The following is an 18519-nucleotide window of genomic DNA, read 5'->3' on the forward strand; positions in this document are numbered from 1 at the left end:
TCGAAAACATAGGAACTCGCGGCCACCAATCTGCGTTTCTGGCCCATTTCACCTACGAAAGCTTGTTGTGGCGCCGGGAAACAGGAACTGGAGCAGGGGTGGACGTGATATAGACCCACGGCTCCGGCAAGGCAACAAAGGAGGCGCATCCACGGCCCCAGTAGCTTTGTCAAAAAGAGGACGTCCACGGCCACGGCGGCTTGAGCAAAGGGAGCAGCCACGGCCCCGGCAAAACAAAAAAGGGGCATCCTACGCCCCTTTACAGATACTCCACCTCAAATCCAGATTCCTGACAGTATGCATCCACCTTTGACCCCTGATAACAGCGGATCTTGGCGGATTTATTGATGATCCACGGACCTATGTATTCGGGATCATGCCGGATCTCGAGGGTGCGGAGGCGGTTGCAGCCGTGGAAGACCCATTTCCCAATATAGCGAATGCTTTCCGGAAGACAGACTTCTGTCAGTTTCGTGCATTTGAAAAATGCGGACTCTTCCAGCACTTCCAGTGACTCCGGCAGGTGAAGTTCCTCCATGCCGCAGAAGTAGAATGCTTCTTTGCCGATGCGTTCCAGTGTCTTCGGAAATTCGATCCGGCTCAGGGATTTGCAGCGGTAAAAAGCCCGGTCACCAATGTCGATGACGCTTTCCGGGATTTTGATATATGCCAGGGAGGCACATTCATTGAAGGCGTCCTCTCTTATTTTCAGCAGGAGGCTATTGTCTGCAAAATCCACCTGTCTTAATTTGCGGTCTTCTTTAAATGCGGAGGGCGGGATCTCCGACACTTTAGAGGAAATCTGCATTTCCGACAGGTGCGGGCAGGAGGAAAAGCATCCTTCCGACAAATGATTCACGCTGTGAGCCATCCGCACCTTCGTCAGTTTTATACATCCCTGAAATGCCCGCATTCCGATTTTCTTCATACCGGGTCCGATCTCCAGGCTCTTCATCTTAGGATTTCCTTTGAAAGCTTCTGCGGCGATTATCTGATATTTCTCAGGAATTGAAACTTCTTCCTGCTTCCTGTATATCACCGCACTTTTCTTGTCCAGCGTCAGCAATGGCCGCTGCGCTGATCCTTTATATTTCATCATATGGCGTTATTTTTCTCCGTTCTTTCCCTCTGCCCTGTCTCTCAGAGCTGATTGCGTAAAGACGACAACACCAGCGGATGCTTTTCGCACCCGCTGGATACTGCCATTTCTTTCCGTATATGGTCTGGTTTTACCAGTATTCCGGATAATCGTTATGTTTCTTCAGATCCTTGGCTTTCTTCCACCATGTCTTAGATCCGCTGTGATCCGGGCTGCCGTCCACGTTGTTCAGCATGTCATTCCACAGCTGATCAGATTTGGAAGGTCCTTCTACATAAGCCCGTACCGTATATGTCTTTGTTGTTCCGTCCTCCAGCGTCAATGTGTAAGTTACCGGTGAAGAAAGATCCACGGTTGCTCCGCTGGCCGGAGAAATGGATTTCGCTCCACTGATGGTAATCACCGGGGCAAGACTGGTAAGATCCGTTCCGTTAGGAAGAGTTACCGTAATCAGGCCTGTGGTGTTGTCCACGCTTCCTGATACGCCATTGACTACAAATGCTCCGATCTTTCCGGTGGTTGTATCCGGTGTCGTTGAAGATTCATCCTCAAACCGACAGGAAACAGACAGTTCATATGCAGGCATGGTAAACTGCTTCGTCTTCTCATCAATATGCACTACTTCGTATGGTGCGCTGGACTGTGAGTAAATCAGACTGTTTGTCGTCATCTTCTTGCCGGAATCTGGAGTAACCGTTACGGTCACCGTCTCGCCTGCCTTTGCTTCGGTCTTGTCCACAGCGACTTTGCCTCCTGGCAGTTTGTCTGTGACATTGACTTTATACTTCGTCTCGGTTCCGCCAAAGGCCGGAATGGAAATCTTCAGCACATCTGAAATCTTCACATTCGCTGAATCATTATCATTCTTCACCACAATATAAATGTCTTTGGCTCCGGCTGTCAAGCTGGTCAGCTTAATGGTATTCTCACGATCCGCATACTTAAACGTAGTACCTGCAACGTTCGTCGGGATATCCGGCTTCGCTTCTCCGGCATCCACAACTGCCCAGTAATAGGTTCCTGCGCTGCTGGAACGGAATCCAACGCTGGCTTCTGTGTCGCTGATACGTTTTACCGTGCCTGCTGTCAAAGTCGGACGATCGTCATACTCAATAGCAATGGTGTAAGTATTCTTGAATTCTGATCGTTCTGCAGTAATGGTAAACGTCGCTTTTCCGCCTTTTCCGATTCCATTCGTAATACCGGTCAGCCAACGGTCATCTCCATTCTCACCATCACCAAAACCACCATCCATCTTAGCGGTTGCTGTTTCGGGATAAGTCAGACGAAGCATATACGCACCACTGGTAAGATTTCCTGCTTCTTCCAGACTCATATCCTTTGCAGAAAGCTTAATCGTAAACGTAGTTCCATTCTTGTTTGCCTGTTTTACCACAGTACCATCGTCTTTCTTTAAAAGTTCCACTTTAGTTAACTCGCAGTCAGGACTTAAATAAGCCGGATCTACTTCAAATACTGCACGTATATTCAAAGTTTCCGTTCCACTTGGAACTTTATATGTCGTTTCCACTTTTGATGCATCTGTAAAACCAGTTAAATCTTCTGCTTCCCACGTTTTCAGCCGATATCCCGTTTTTGGTATTGCCGTCAGAGCCAAGCTATCACCATCGTAACATACACCTCCAGACTGATATGTTTCATTATTCCGCTTAGCAGTTACGGTTCCCTTTGATTCATCTGCAGTTTCCACATTGACAATTCGTGCACTTTTTGCCTCAATCTGCGCTATTAAGGTAATCGGTTCAGAGTTCTCGCTAAGATTCAACTTCGGAATCTTATACTGCCCTTCATCCATCCAGGTTATCTCATCTGTATTAACATCCTGATTCCAAAATTCTCCATCTGCATTTTTCCAGCCAACCAAACGGTAAGCTTCTGTATCAAGACCACTTACTTTCAGGAAAAATACACCAGTTCTTAAAGTATCTGTCATACTTGCATCTGTGATATAAAAAAATATATTGGATTTATCACCCATCAACTGAAGGCTGGCTCCATTCGCTCCCTGAATTCCCATCGTAACAGAAATTCCGCTCTTTTTATACACCGCAGTAATAGATAATTCATGACTCGGCATCGTGATCTGCACAGCTTCGTTTTTCTTATCCGTCTCCGACAGTTCCTGCCCTTCTATCTCCCAATGGTCAAATACGTAATGATATGCTCTCGTGTCTCCGCTAAACCCAGCTGCTGTAACGGTTACCGTCTCACCTTCCTGCGCTGTTTCTACAACTGTGTCCCCTTTTCGAATCACTACGCTTGGGCCTTTTCCTGTCAAATCTTCTCCCGTATTAAGCTTCATACTAACCCGAATAGGTCTCTCTGTAGTGTCTTTGTACTCTATACCCTGTGTGTCAACTGATATCTTAGATTTTGGCATTTTAAAAGACACGGTTGACAATCCAAGCTCTGCTGAAAATTTCTTTTCCACTGACGGATTATTAAATGAAGGTTCAAACTTTATCAGTTTCTGATTTTCTGCTGCCGGAAACTGTATACGGACATCTGCTCCGGCTGGAATTTCCCATGAATTACTGGTTACCGGCGTTGCCGGCTCGTCATTTACCCATACTCCATTTACTGTCAAGCCTGCAAAGCTCAACTGCCAAGGCATCTGAGCGGAAACTGTGTATGTTTTCACCATTCCAGCTGCATTCTTTACTTTGAATGTAAATGGTGCATCCATAAAAGGCAGACTTTCCGTTAAATTAAATGTACCATTATACTTTCCGGCTGCCGGTTTCGTATACGTTGCTGAACCAGCCGGCCAAGAATCTTCCACTACGCTTGCACCTGCCGCAAGATAGATTTCAAACGACTTACTCTTTGTTGCCATTGTATCTTCATACGATGTATAATTTTGACAAAATACTTCCCCATCCGCATACTTTCCCCAAGACTGATATTGTTGAATAGCGCCCGAAGTCCATTTAATCATAATATCTTTGTGGCTTACAGTTGAACAAACCAAATGACCACTACTTTTCAAAGAAGCATTATAATGAACCAGATATTGATCTTCATTCCAACTAAGAATCAACCATAGGCCGCTATATGCTTGAAGCGTTGGATTGGGATTTACAAAATCAAACTGATAAGCACTTCCATAACGTCCACTCATATAACTCTTATTCACCCATGCCAGACTTGCATCTCCTGTAATAGTTGCCTTAATTAGTGCTTTTTCTCCTACCCAGTCATTTGTTTTACTTGCATCTTTACAAGCCGCATCAGAATAATATACCATTGCCGCCAGCATTTTATTTTGTTCGCCCAAATCAGCTTCAATATTTCCAGCTGTAATATATTTTCCGCCCGTAATATAAGTCTTAAGTTTCGTTGCATCCAGACTTGTCGGAAGTTTCTTATCGTCCGTAAAATCACTTTCACTTAATGTATTGGAAGTTACAGATAACTTGACTTCCATATTCTGCGTTTTTAATGTTGCCTTATCCGGTACTGTCAATGTAATCTGTGGAACCCCAGCTGCTTTTACCTGTGTCGGATTCGCAAATGCCAGGCATAAGCCAAACACCCACAACCACAGCAGCTTTTTCATCCACTTATTCATCTGTTTTCCCTCCTTTTAGTCTTTTACTACCTGATGATCCGCTACTGTACTGTCATCTTCCACTTTCTCCCAGAGCTGCTGTGATACACTCTTCTCCAGTGTTACAATGACGGTATATGTATTCGTTTCTGTTCCGTTTGTAACGGTGTAGACTCTGGGACTGGTCAGATCCACCACTTCCCCTGAAACCGGGCTCACTGTACATCCGGTTCCTACTTCCACCGTTGGTGCTACACAGCTGACATCTGTTCCTTCCGGTAAGGTAATCAAAATGGTTCCTGCTGCATCATCAATGGTTCCTTCCACGCCAAGCAAAGTAAAGCCATTAATCTTTGCCGCTGATATAATCGGTGCATCCGGTTCCTTCGGTGTATCCGGATTGTCATTATTCTTCTTACCTGTTGGATGATTGCCATCCGCATCGAAAATATCCACCGCATAAATTCTGGTTGCCAATCCATTTCCTGATACGGTATAGTTCACCGTTGAAGTAAAGTTCTGTGCTACTCCTGATAAAGGACTGCAGACGTTGGTTCCTTCGCCAAGTTCAATTTCCGGTGCCAGAGAACTTACATCGGACTCCGTCGGAACTCCCAACACCTGAATGGTGTTAGCAGAATTGTCAATAACACCCCTATACGCAATGCCGTCAATGGTCACCACGAAACTGTCTATCGATGCAGTCTCCTGAGCATCCACTTTGATCCGGTATGTTTTTACATTCTCTTTATCTTCCGATGTTACTTTGATCGTCGTCCAACCACTCAAATCCACCTTCGTCTTTCCATCCAGAATATGTTCCGGTTCTGTTGTTGCTCCGTAAGACAGGATTCCCGTGATGAAGAGATTCTGTATATCCACGCCAGCTGCCACACTAAGGAGGATATCCGTGGTCACTCCATTGGTAGTTACTTTTCGTTCTGTAATCTCAATATCCCTTAAGATATTTGCATCCTGCAGCTTCAGGCTGTCTGCATCCAGATTCGTACCGGACGCCTTAATGCCTTCTTCCAGTTTTACCGTTACATAATAGGTTTTTGTGGTCTCTCTATCCTCTGCACGTACTGTGAAAGGCTGGGCTACATTTTCTGCAAATGTAACCGGAAAACTAGGTGCATCCAGCGTCGCATATTCGGATAATGTTACTTCCGGTGTCATATTAGTAAGCGGTGTTCCCTTTGGAAGCGTCACCGTAATCTGGTCATCCTTGATCTCGGCTGTTTTTCCTTCCAGCACAAAACTCTTAATCTCCGCTTCTTTACTTAACGGTCTTGAAAAATCCTGCTGATGATAATAAAGCGAATATGGATGTCCTGCTCCTCCATTTTCCAAAAAGCCAAGATACCACTGTACGGTATAACAGCCCTGATAAGTAGCCATAGCATTTTTCTTTACAGACATTGTATGTGCAAAATATTCCCCATCCGAATAATCAAGAAAGGCTGTTAGAGCACTCTTTCCATTTCCATCAGAAAATCTGACATCTGTATGGCAATCTACTCCGGCGGCACTTAAAGCACAAATTGCCTGCGCAGCACTTTCGCTGCTTTGATAGCCAAACCCTCCAAAAGTAAAGTCATCAGCCATCTTATCAACCGTGTTCGCTTTTTTATTGCCAAGAAACAGATCAATTCCTTCTTCCAGCTTCGCTTTAACTCTCGCTCCATAGACAGGATCATTCTGATAGGGGGCAATGGACTGCATTAACATTCCTACCATATCCACCCCAAAACCATCTGATCCATATTTATGGGTAAGAATGGTCTCCAACAATTTTTCCCGCGTCCAAACTGCATTCTTCGGTATGGTATAATTTCCCATATCCAGCGCGATCAACGCAAATATAGGACCATTAATTGTATAAGTTCCCGAATAATTATAAAGTACCGCTGTCAAATCTGTAATAGGATCTCCATTTGAATCTTTAAAAGGATTCTCTGCTGTTGTATAAAGATCCAGTTTTGATGCATCGATTCCATTTGCTGTCAGCATCATAATCGTACGATCAACATTGGTCATGGCAACATTCGAAGTCGTATCCAGCTTCTCCAGTTTTTCCCGTACATGTTTTTCAAGACCGACCGGTAACGCCCCAGGCGTTTTATCCTGTACAACTCTCTTGCAAAATCCAAGGTTCATCCATTCCCAATCGTCTGATGCCGTTGTCTCATATCGATCAATAATATTGTCCCTGAGACGAACCATGTAATCTTTGTATGGATTTTCGCCCGTGTCCACCAATACTATCGTTACACGATAAGTATTCGTAATCCCATTCTGCGCAGTAACCGTATATTCTACCGGGATCGTTCCACTGAAATCTACCTCTGTACCGGAAGCCGGATATACCTCTGCAAATTCCGATACCAAAACTTTCGGAGCCAGTTTTTTCAGATCTGTTCCAACAGGCATTTCCAGCCGAATTGTTCCCTGATTCTGGTCTATAATTCCCTTTCGGCTTCCATAGGAAAACTCCAAAATCAGATTTTCCTGGGATATTTCTTCCTGGGTCAATACAACGATATATGTCTTTTTAGTTCCATTTTCCGCCGTCACCGTATAAGAAAGTTCTTTATTGTATTCCAAACTGGCTGGCTGCTCTGTGATTTTTGCTTTTTCAGAAACTTGAATCTCTGCTTCTACTGTCTTCAGATCTGTACCATACGGGAGAGTCAATGAAATCCTATTATTTGTTTCATCAATCTGCGCCTCTTTTTCACCGATTTTCCAGGAGAGGATCTGACATTCATCTGACTTTCCAGTACTTACCTGCAATTCATATTTTCTTGTATATTTATCAACGGATAGGATAATTTCACTGGTTTCAGTTAAGTTTACCACAGTTCCTTCCTGATACCCATTTATCATGGCTTTGGCTGCCGTATGTGTCAGTATTGGAGTAATTGCAGTCAGATCTGTTCCTTCCGGAAGAAGCAATGTAATTCTGTTGTTTTCCTCGTCAATTTTTCCATGATATATATGATCTCCTAACTGAACCTGTAAATCCTGCACCTGCAAAACAGGCTCTCCACGGACAATTTCCACAATCCAGCTTTTTCGCAAATCAACGCCGTAATTGCCCCACTGGATCAGATCTTTTCCATCATATGCAGTTCCTGTCCATGGTGCATATGGAGTCAGCCGATAGAGAAGCTGTCCATTTTCTACACTGCCTGCAAACCAGTTCGCTTTCACACCTTTTTCTGTTCCTATTACTGCCTCTGTTGGTGTAGGAACCGCTGCATCCTCTGGAATCGTTACCGTCACATGCGCTGCACCGTCAATAACTCCTTTGTATGCACCCAGCTGAAAACTGGTCATTACGGGATTCTTAATCCGATCATTTTCAATTTCATCACACCATTCTTCTATACATGAAAGCATGGCCTCTGTCTGAGCTGCGCTGCATAAGACATTATTTATGCTGACCATAGAACCTGCACATATTTTTCTCATCTGAGCTTCTACATCCCCTGCTGTCAGCACAATATCTGCTGCTCCATATGCCGCATTCTCTGACAAATTCAAATATCCCCAAAAATTATACTTTCGGAGATATTCTACCATCAATCCATAATCCGGGTGAACTCCCCCTATTTCTGCCTTCTTCGCTTCATTTACTGCCTTTAATTCATCCAGTAGAGATACTAGTCGATTTCTTACCTCTACAAATCTGGGTGCCAGTTTATAAAATGCCTGCTTTTCCTCTTCACTCCAGTCAAGAACGGATCCATATTTTCTTGCAAGCAGCCAGCATTTTCCTTCCTGCTGTCCATTCTTTGCCACCATTCTGTAAGGAACAGGCTGACTAAAGTCAGCCTGTTTTTCCGCAGATTCCGGTATAAATGTATATTCTTTTCCTCTTGCGGTTCTCTCAAACGTTTCCAATGGCATTATGGGAGATTCTCCCTCCTCCAACTGGAATACATGCACAATGTCAACTCCAAAACCTGTAGCAAGAGATTCATGCCCTCTATACATTCCACCACTAGTCGCGGAAATTCCATTCCACAGGGCGAATGCTGTCATACATTCGCCCAATAAGAGTGTTAGAGAAATCAGCAGCGGAATAATTCGCCTTACTGCTTTTTTCACATTCATCACGCTTTCCTAAAACTTACCACGGATGATCCCCATAATTTGTTGTAAAGAACCAAGCAATGTTGGTAGTCGGAGACATGCTATAATCTGATGCTCCAATGGGTGCTGTATACCAGTTTTTCGGTAAAGTATTTGCCTTGTACGGATCGTCTGTATACATCCAACCATCCATGCATCCAGAGATTGTTCTCGGAGCTAATCCATTGATTTTCTCTACGTATAAGCAATTATCTTCATAAGTAGTAGTTCCATGGGTAAACAGTGTATTGTCATCAATTGCATATTTAAAGAAATCCTGCAGGACATCCATGCAAGTTGCATCTGTGAACACTCTGTGCTCCTGCTGATATGCTTTCATTGCATTTTCAATTTCAATTTTCTGTTCATTAATCGTTTTCCAATCGAATCCTGCTTCCAATGCACCATTTTCTTTCTCATATGCTTCCAGTTCCCGGAAGTCGATCCAGAAATTGGTCTCATTTACAATAAATTTTCCAGCAATTGTTACAAGCACGGTATAGTTTCTTTCATCAGTTGTTATTTTTCCAGTACCTGTGCTGAAATCATATGTACCAAGATCTGTTCCATTTAAAACAACCTTTGCAGACTTAACACTTTCTTCTGTTAAGTTTTCTGTTGTCTTAATGTAGTAGTTTAAATAAGTTGCTGAAGTTCCGCTCTGTGCATAATATGCATTTCCCGGAAATCTGCCCGCACTAACATTCTCATGAACCTTCGCCTTAGCTTCACCTACTGTTGCAATATCAGACAGTTTCTCATCATAAGAAGGAATGCCTGCTGCAAATTCATAATCTGTTCCCCCAATGTTAACTGTCTGTGTTTTATTCAGCAGATCTGCCGTAAACGTATACACATTGTCTGATTTGCTGACATTAACATCGGAAGATGTAACTGCAGTTGTCCCTGCGTCATCCACATAGATAGAAACTGCCGCATTCTGAAGTTCATCCAGAGTTGTACTGTACTGCAGAATTCCTGAATTTTCTCCATAATCTGCCGGGCGGATATACAGAGTATCGTCTCCATTATTATCCTGGAAGATTTCTGCAAATTCCGCCTCATTGTTAATGGTAATATACTGCACTCCCTCCGGAAGTCCAATATCTGTGGTTGCGGTTGGCGCCTTAAGTGCTTCGGCAGCATTTACCTCCAAACTTCCAAGGTTGAGTGTAAATATCAATGCTCCTGCTAATGCGAGACTTGTAAATCTCTTAAAATTTGTGTTTTTCATTCAATCTCCTTTTCCAGACCATTTTGGTCTTTTTGTAATTGTTTCTCCAACTAACACCTAACTGCTTCTACATTTTCTTTTCATACTCACACCAATGAAATCACCTTCTTTTCATTATTTTCCTTATATGAATTTTATTTCACATCAAGCATAAAAAAGTACGTTCTACTGTTGCCTTCACTTTCAATTATCAAATTGGCTTTTTCGACCGTTAAATCTACCACCGGCCTGCCGCCCAGATCATTGATCAGGCAGTTGCTTTTATCTGACACCACTGCCCCGTCTGCCAGTTCCACGTTCAGCGTGGTCTTCTCAAAGGAGAAGTCCACGGGGAGGGCCGCTTTGATGATGTAATCATCTGCGCCGTCTGTCGTGTCATGCAGGACAGACGCTTCTGTATCTCCGATGATGATGGAGTGGATTGCCAGAGGATCATTTTTCCCGGAATCACTGGTTTCATCCGCTGCTTCTTCCGTTCCGCTGTCGGTATTTTTCACATGATTTCCACCTGTCAGAGTCGATCCCACTCCATATGCCACCACGCCGATGGCAATAAGAGCCAGGATAGCGATAAGCAGGAAGAACCGTTTCTCCATCTTCGTCTGTGTTGTCTTCTTTTTCATATCTGACACACTCCTTTACTCGGTACGGATGGCCTCATTCGGGCTGATATTCATAGCCCGTTTTGCCGGAATCCAGGCTGCCAGCAGAGCTACCAGTCCTGCGAAGAGGACACCTCCTGCCATGAGCCACCAGGGGAAGATACAGCGGATTCCCTGATCTGCGAATAGCACCGGGATGATCCGTCCCATGAGGAAGCTTAAGAGTAATCCTGCCACTCCTCCGGTCAGGCCGACCAGAAGTGCTTCCGTCAGGAACATCCTTGCAATATCCGAGAACTCCATACCCATGACTTTCAGGATACCGACTTCTCTGGTCCGCTCGTTGATGGACATCATCATGGTGTTGGCGACTCCGAATCCTGCTACCAGAAGTGCCATAAGTCCGATGGCTCCCAGCATGCCCTGGATCTGGCGGGACTGTTTCTTTACCGCCTCCAGCATGTCGTTAAGGGAGGTAGTCTCAAATCCTGCGTCCTGCACCAGCTTACAGATCCGCTCCACATCAGATACCTTCTCTGCTTTGATCCAGACCAGATCGTAAGTGTCTTTCAGTGCCGGGTTACTGGAACCGCCTCTGGCGCTGCTGGAACTGTTGGAAGAGGTCTGGCTTCCCACTGCCGCCCGCTCGGTATCACGGCTGTTGGTAGTACTCCGAGTTCCCTGTGTATTACTGGAAGTGGAGCTGCTGTTGGCTGTCGTTCCGGTATTACTGGTATCTGTGCTGTTTCCTGTTCCGCTATTGGAATTGCTGTTCGTATCGGAACTGTTGATGCTGCTGTTGGTATTACTGTTCGTTCCACTATTGGATGTGGAACTGTTATCCGTATTTCCGGAACTGCTTCCGGAATCACTGGAACTGCTGCCAGATGTGGAAGTCTGTTTTTCCACTGCATCCTTCCACTCTTTCAGCCGATCTTTATCGAGAAAGGCGGAGGTTGCGTAGGTATAATTCAGGCTGGAGCAAACGCCTGTAATATCCAGGTTATAAAAGGTTCCGGACTGGGTAGCCCGCCCTTCCTTATCAGCGGTCTGCTCGCCATTTAAGGTATTATAGTCAAAGGTCAGCTTGATAGGTGAACTCAATGGATCAACCAGAGGATTTCCGTCGGCATCCACGGCATCCTCCCAGTTCCGGTTGGGATCTGCGAAGGATTTTGCCAGGTCGTCCGTCACCATCAGTTCAGGATGAAGTCTTAACCCTGCCTCCGGCATGGTTCCTTCTACAGGAGTGAGAAGGAAACTTTCCGCCGTGGAAAGGTCAATGCCATAGAGCTTTGCGATAGCGATATAATTTCCGCTCTTCAGGTAACCGGTGCTCTGTTCCACCGGAGTGACGGCTTCCACGCCATCAATCCCTTTAAAGCTGTTCACTGCCTTATCATTGAGCAATGCACTCTTCTGGCTGTCATTCATCTTGGTCTGGGGCGTGACGTCGATCTTGGTCAGGCTTCCCATGGAAGCAACGCTTTCTTCATAGGATCTTCCATAACCGATACCGACAGAGATCAGCACCACAATACACATGACACCGACGGTCATGGACAGGGCCGTGAGGATGGTTCTGGTCTTGCGCCTCCACAGGTTCACGCATCCGGTGCGGAGGAGATCCCCCGCCCGCATATGCTGAATCCGGAGATCTGATTTATTCATTGTCTTCATCCTCTAAATTAATGATCTGAATTTCGTCCTGATCTTTGTCTGCCTGTGCTTTTTCTTCCGGCGCTCCTTCAGCCTGTGCTTCCTGCTTTTTCTTATATACGAGGAAGTACCATGCCAGCAGGGCACAGATAATAATGAGCAGGATCAGGAAAGTGACCAGCCACCAGGGCAGTCCGCCCTTCTTCTGTACTTCCACATTTTCACTGTCGGCCTGTACAGCGGTCTCATCTACCGCCGGAGCCGTGTCGAGGTCTACATTGACGTTCTGGGTGTACTGCTCACCGTCTGCGTCCTCATACTGTACGACAAGGGTTCCTGCGTACTGGCCGGATTTATTCGGAATGATCTGGATATCTGCATTCAGGGTTCCTGCCGCGAGGATGTCTCCTCCGAAGTAAGCATCCTGCATGCTGATGCCGTTCATAGCTACAATGCTCACATTGTAAGCACGGGAACGTCCCAGATTGACCATGTTCAGGGATACTGCCACCGGCTCGCCCTGTACCGGGGTACCATAGACCACCGGAGTATCCAGCTGCAGGTTCATGGGCTGCTTAATAGGGATCTGGATGGTGGAAGTGGCACTTCCCTGGACTACATCCTGATTTTCATAGGCCAGCGTAACGGTTGCGGCGCTGGGTCCTACGGAAGCGGATGCCCTTGCGGTAATATGGTACTCAATATCCGTGGTCTGTCCTGCCGGAATGCTGCGGACATAAGCTGCATCGGAATAACCGCTGGTCAGGATCAGAGAATTGGCATCTGCCAGTTTCAGGGTTGCTACGGTTTTGTAGATAATATCTTTGGCTGCGTTATTTTTCAGTTTCAGTTTTAGGACAACGTCTTTTCCGGCTTCTACAGTCTGGACTTCCTCGTCATCCACATAGAGGCCATAGCTCTCTACCATGAGGGACGGAGCAGATTCCTGTACCCAGCCGTCCTTAACGTAAACGTAAGCGTTGAAGGTACACTCACCGTAAACACCATTTTCTTCATAAGTAGCTCGGAAGGTAACGACTTTATTTCCGGTGGTGGCGTAAGGAGAGATCGTCATGGGCCAGTCAACGGTCTGGCGGGTGCCATTTTCCATGGTGCCCAACTCTCTGCCGTAATTGATGTCAGTGGTCACGAAGGGGAAGGTCTCCAGATCTCCGGTGACAACCGGTGCTACGGTCACGTTAGTAAGGGTCTGTCCTTTATTGACGATGGGAATACTCATAACCACGGTCTCACCCGGTTTTCCGGTGGGTGATGCAATGGCATGGTCTTCTCTTCCTGCAATCTCCAGCGGGCTGATGGCACTGGTAACACCGGACATATTTCCGTTACCCACAACGGTCATGAAGACATTCATAGAGAAGGTAACGTCTTCCTGTACATCGGTTCCATTGACGCTGTCTTCTCTCCATACGGTGGCATTCACAGTGAAATTCACCGGATACACGCCCTCTTTGGCAAACTCGGAGACGGTGAGCTTGTACCATACTTCTGCAGTGCTGTTATAACTCATGTCATCCAGATGTTTGGTGGAAGAAGCATCCACTACATTAAATGGCCAGGTATCTTTCGTGGAATCCTTCGGGATGTCCAGACGGATGGTAATATTGCGGAGCAGGTATTTTTCACTTGGCAGATATTCTCTGTTGACTGCCAGCGGAAGAACTACTTCTACTGTCTGTCCCGGAGCTGCTTTCGGAGACTGTGCACCAGCATCCATGAGAATCAGGGCATTGGCATTACTCGGAGTCACCTTAATATCTGTGTTCGGCTTTTCCGTGGTAACGGTATTGCTGCTTCCGTCTTTTTTGCTGTCATCTGCAGCTGCTTTCGTGGTATCATCCGTAGCTGCTTCAGCTGCCGGTGTACTTTCCGTGTTTTTCGCTGCCGGTGCTGCCTCCTTCTGCGCAGCTGCTTCCACTGGCTGAGCAGCGGTTTTTTCTGCAGGTGCTGTCTCTGTCTGATCGGCTGTTTCAGTATTTTCTGTACTTTCCGCCGCCGGAGGGTTGACCTCTGCCGCATAGGCGGTCAGGCTGCCTCCGAGTCCCAGACAGAGGGACAGGGACAGAATCAGTAATCGTTTCTTCATATTCATAACATTCTTTCCTCCCGTAATGTTTGCTGTTCGATCTTTCCGTCCTTTAACCGGATCTCCCGGTCTGTATAGCGGTACATTTCTTCATCATGGCTGACCAGTATGAAGGTCGTCCCCCATTTCCGGAATATCCGTCCCAGGAGTTCCATCACTTCCTGTCCGGTTCTGGAATCCAGGTTTCCGGTTGGCTCGTCTGCGAAGACGATGGCCGGGCCTGTTACAATGGCGCGGGCAATGCCGATCCGCTGCTGCTGTCCACCGGACAGCTCTGTTGGTTTATGTAAGGCGTGGTCCCGGAGTCCTACCAGATCAAGGATCTCCATGGCACGTTCTTTTCGTTCTTTTAGTGGGATTCCCCGGATCTGCAGGGGCATAGCCACATTCTCCCATGCGCTGAACTGAGGAAGCAGGTTGTAGGACTGGAACACGAATCCGATGTGTGCCCGCCGGAAACGGCTCCGTTCTTTTTCATTCAGCTGTTCCAGATGCTGCCCCAGAATCTCAATCTCCCCGGCTGTGGGGCTTTCCAGTCCCGCCAGCAGACTTAGAAGGGTTGATTTACCGGAACCACTCCGTCCGCTGATGCAGAGGAACTCTCCCTTTTCTACCTGCAGGTTAATCCCATCCACTGCATGGATGGTGGAATCGCCTACCTGATAAAGCTTCTCTGCCTGTCTTGTTTCGATGATTGGTTTCATAGTGTTCCTTCCTCCTCATGTCTGCCCGGAGGCATCACATAGGATCGTTCTTCCCCTGTCAGTCCGAATTTTCGTTTAATCCGTAATAATTTTCGAATCCATGCTTCCCCCACGAAGTACAGCACCAGCATGGTGCAGATGCCATGGCTCAAGTCGAAGAAAAAGCTGGATACATAGGCGGCTGCCACGGTCTGCCAGGTCAGGGGTCTGACATAACCGATGATGTAGAAGAGATTCATCACCCACCCATAAGCAAATCCAGATGCCAGTCCGTAGATACAGAGGCGGATGGGTTTCTTTCGTTTTCCATTCTTCTGTGGCTGTTCTTTTCCTATGGGGCCAAATATTCCTGCTTTTACCAGCAGTCCCGCCACAAACCCGATACATCCCCAGCAGAACATCTGCCACGGAGTCCATGGTCCCTGTCCAAACAGGAAGTTACTGACGAATCCTGCCAGAGCTCCGGTGAGATATCCGGCCTCCGGTCCGAAGGCTGCCGCCGTGATAATGATGATGGCACTGACTGGTTTAAAGTTCGGTAAAGGAATCAGCGCAAATGCGGTTCTTCCCACCACGCACAGGGCTGCCATCAGTGCAATGGGAACCAGTTCCCGCGCCTGAGCCCGATGTCCGTCAGGGCCTCTCTTCCGGTCAAAGACCAGATAGAAGGGAAGTGCCGATACAAGCAAAAACAAAAACGCCAGCATCACATCACTGTTCTGTATTAAGGTATCCCGGAAGGTCCACTCGGACTTGATATGGAGCGCCGGGCGGTGGTTCATGAACCATGCATAGGCCAGTAATAATACCGGAAGTACCAGTGTAATGATGGCTGCTGCCATCTTTGTCCGCCTGCTTACGAAGACGCTGCGTTTCTGCATGCAGCAATCACCTCCTCGCAGGTAATGGCTCCCGGAATGCAGTCACCTGCAATAAGTCCGGCAGAGGTGGTATAGAACCGGTTACCGCTAAAGAAAGCATGCGGTTCTTCCTCTGATACGATCTGTCCGTCAAAGAGCAACGCACACCGGTCGGCATAGGCTGCAGCGAATTCCAGATCATGGGTGACCAGTAAGATGGAAATGCCCTCCCTGCAGAGTTCTTTCAGATACCCTGCCAGATCTCCTTTGAGACCTGCATCCAGTCCCTTGGTGGGTTCGTCGAGCAGAAGAATATCTGCATCTCTTAATAAGAGTTTTCCAATGGCTGCTCTTTGCAGCTCTCCACCGCTTAAATCATAAGGATGGGCATAAATCTTGTCCGACAGATTCATCCTTGCCGCCATGGTCTTTGCCTTTTCCTCATTTCCATTCGCGCTGTCCATAAGGTCTTCCCACAGGGTATCTGTGGTAAAGAGCGCTTTGGGGCTCTGGGGCAGCATGGCCAGCCGTCTGCCTTTTTCCATTTTGACTTTTCCTCTCAAGGGTCTGGAGACACCTGAGAGCAGTTTTAACAAGGTGCTTTTGCCGGAACCATTCCCGCCCAGCAGGGCGGTCAGTTCCCCTTCCCCGACGGATAAGGATAATCCTCTTAATACATCGGGACTTTTTTCCTGATAGCGGAACCAGAGCTCCTTCGCTTCCAGCACCGTCTTGTGTTTCTGCGATTCCTTCGTCGGAATCTTTTTATCGGGAAGTATATGAATATGAGTATTTTCAAGCAATTTCGGAAGCGCATTTCTTGCCTCCCGGATGCTGATTGGGGTCTTCTCCTCCGTCGGATACAACCCCTCCTGTCTCAGTCCGCTGAAGATCCGGACTGCCCCGGGTAACCCTGGATAGATTCTTGATATGTTCTTTGATGAATCTGTCAGATTTCTTGATAATTCCTCTGCTACCCATTGCGGAGTATCCAGAAGCTGTATCTGTCCTTTCTCCATGAGCAGGACTCGATCTGCAGTCTGAAAGACTTCTTCCAGACGATGCTCACAGATGATCACTGCCACTCCCAATTCCCGGTTAATCCGGGAAACCATCTGCAAGAGATTCTGAGATGCCAGCGGGTCCAGCATACTGGTTGGCTCATCCAGAACCAGAAGTTCCGGATTCATGGCCATAATGGATGCCAGATTGAGCATCTGCTTCTGTCCGCCGGACAGTTCGTAAGTTTTCTTATGGAACCAGTCCTCCATGCCGAAGAAGCTCGCCATCTCGCTGACCCTGCGTCGGATCGCGGAGGTGGGAAGTGCCATATTTTCAAGGCCAAAAGCCAGCTCGTGCCAGACAAAATCCGTCACAATCTGATTGTCCGGGTCCTGCTGGACAAATCCAATCTTTACCGCGGTCTCTTCCGGAGAGATCCCGTGTACATTTTTGTCATGGAAATATACGGTTCCTTCTCTTGCTCCTGCAGGAGTCAGTTCCGGCTTTATCTGCCTGAGAAGAGTCGTCTTTCCGCAGCCGGATTCGCCGCAGATCACCAGATATTCTCCTTTGTCTATGGAAAAGCTGATCTCATCCAATGCCCTTGTCCTGGCATCCGGATAAGCAAAGCTTAACTTGTCAATCCGTAAGAACGCCATCTTACTGCCTCCTTGCCTTCCAGGATGGTCGGCAGGCATACAAGCACTGCAAAGATACAGTACATAAAAATGCCGCTCTCCCCCGTAATCACCACATCCATGCGTGGGTAGAATTCCATGGTGCCATGTCCAAAGGCTCTGGCAATGATGCACATGCCTCCCAAGATCAGAATACCTGTTAAAAATCTGGCATCTCTGGAATCAAAATGGAACAGATGGAAGGTCGTCCTTCTTTTCAGGCCATACCCTCTTGCTTTCATGGAATCTGCCTGTTCCACTGCATTTTCCACGCTCCATCCAATCAGAGTGGATGTATGGCGAATCGCTGTATGTAATTTCGCCATGATTCCTTTTTTCTGTTCCCGCAGCATCTCCTGTCCCTGCCGGATATCTGATAACTGGTTCTGCAGTTTGGGAATCAGCTGCAATGTCATGGTAATCAGAAGCGACGTTGCCGGTGCTATTTTTCCAAAGAGATAAAGGAACTTATCACTGGTCATAATCTCCTGATAACAGGCAAACCACAGAATCAGTGCCCCCAGTGAAAGTCCTGCTGTGATTCCATAGCAGATAGCCTCCAGCGTAATCCACTGATCCATGAACATGCCAAGGAGCGTCACCCCTCGGTGGTTCACAAGCGGATTGGCGATTGCAATTAACAGAAACATGGGACCTACGAATCGCAGGATTCCCACTACCTTACGTCTGCCCCCAAGCATCCACAGAAACAGGGCTGCTCCCGTGGCAGATATGAGCAGCATCACCGGGTGCATACAGGCCAGTGTCATACCAATCACCAGCACAAAGTACAGAAAGATGCACACCGGATGAAGGTGTTCAAAGTATTTTGTCATTTCATTCCCTCGTTGTTGTCTGTCAGTT

Annotated in this window: 11 protein-coding genes; all 11 read right to left on the minus strand. The window is 46.9% G+C overall.

The genetic code is table 11. From position 1 onward, the window contains the following. Positions 1–259: 259 nt before the first annotated feature. On the minus strand, positions 260–1099 hold the full coding sequence (locus LKD36_RS02780; RefSeq protein WP_308458582.1) for a leucine-rich repeat domain-containing protein: 840 nt from the start codon (positions 1097–1099) through the stop codon (positions 260–262). A gap of 130 nt (positions 1100–1229) precedes the next feature. Further along, positions 1230–4691, minus strand: coding sequence for an InlB B-repeat-containing protein (locus tag LKD36_RS02785; protein ID WP_308458583.1), 3462 nt, complete (start codon positions 4689–4691; stop codon positions 1230–1232). 15 nt (positions 4692–4706) lie between these two features. After that, positions 4707–8585 carry a DUF5018 domain-containing protein gene (locus LKD36_RS02790; RefSeq protein ID WP_308458584.1) on the minus strand — a complete coding sequence of 1293 codons (3879 nt, stop codon included), beginning with the start codon at positions 8583–8585 and terminating at the stop codon, positions 4707–4709. A 223-nt stretch (positions 8586–8808) separates the two neighbouring features. Further along, positions 8809–10044 (minus strand): hypothetical protein, encoded by a 1236-nt coding sequence (locus tag LKD36_RS02795; protein WP_308458585.1) that lies wholly within the window; start codon positions 10042–10044, stop codon positions 8809–8811. Positions 10045–10178: 134 nt separating this feature from the next. Continuing rightward, positions 10179–10667: a hypothetical protein gene (locus LKD36_RS02800; protein ID WP_308458586.1), complete on the minus strand. Its 489-nt coding sequence runs from the start codon at positions 10665–10667 to the stop codon at positions 10179–10181. Between the two features lie 15 nt (positions 10668–10682). After that, positions 10683–12317 (minus strand): ABC transporter permease, encoded by a 1635-nt coding sequence (locus LKD36_RS02805; RefSeq protein WP_308458587.1) that lies wholly within the window; start codon positions 12315–12317, stop codon positions 10683–10685. Next, positions 12310–14418, minus strand: coding sequence for a COG1361 S-layer family protein (locus LKD36_RS02810; RefSeq protein WP_308458588.1), 2109 nt, complete (start codon positions 14416–14418; stop codon positions 12310–12312). Before LKD36_RS02810 ends, LKD36_RS02805 begins: the two co-directional genes overlap by 8 nt. Continuing rightward, positions 14415–15116, minus strand: a complete 702-nt coding sequence (locus LKD36_RS02815) for an ABC transporter ATP-binding protein (protein ID WP_308458590.1) — start codon at positions 15114–15116, stop codon at positions 14415–14417. Before LKD36_RS02815 ends, LKD36_RS02810 begins: the two co-directional genes overlap by 4 nt. Continuing rightward, complete coding sequence (locus tag LKD36_RS02820; RefSeq protein ID WP_308458591.1) at positions 15113–15997, minus strand: ECF transporter S component; 885 nt, start codon at positions 15995–15997, stop codon at positions 15113–15115. Before LKD36_RS02820 ends, LKD36_RS02815 begins: the two co-directional genes overlap by 4 nt. After that, positions 15973–17637, minus strand: coding sequence for an ABC transporter ATP-binding protein (locus LKD36_RS02825; RefSeq protein ID WP_308458592.1), 1665 nt, complete (start codon positions 17635–17637; stop codon positions 15973–15975). Before LKD36_RS02825 ends, LKD36_RS02820 begins: the two co-directional genes overlap by 25 nt. After that, positions 17610–18491 carry an energy-coupling factor transporter transmembrane component T gene (locus LKD36_RS02830; protein ID WP_308458593.1) on the minus strand — a complete coding sequence of 294 codons (882 nt, stop codon included), beginning with the start codon at positions 18489–18491 and terminating at the stop codon, positions 17610–17612. The genes LKD36_RS02825 and LKD36_RS02830 overlap by 28 nt, the downstream gene beginning before the upstream one ends. Positions 18492–18519: the final 28 nt, after the last annotated feature.

Origin of the sequence: Hominiventricola filiformis, from assembly GCF_020686965.1 — a bacterium.
GTDB lineage: Bacteria > Bacillota > Clostridia > Lachnospirales > Lachnospiraceae > Hominiventricola > Hominiventricola filiformis.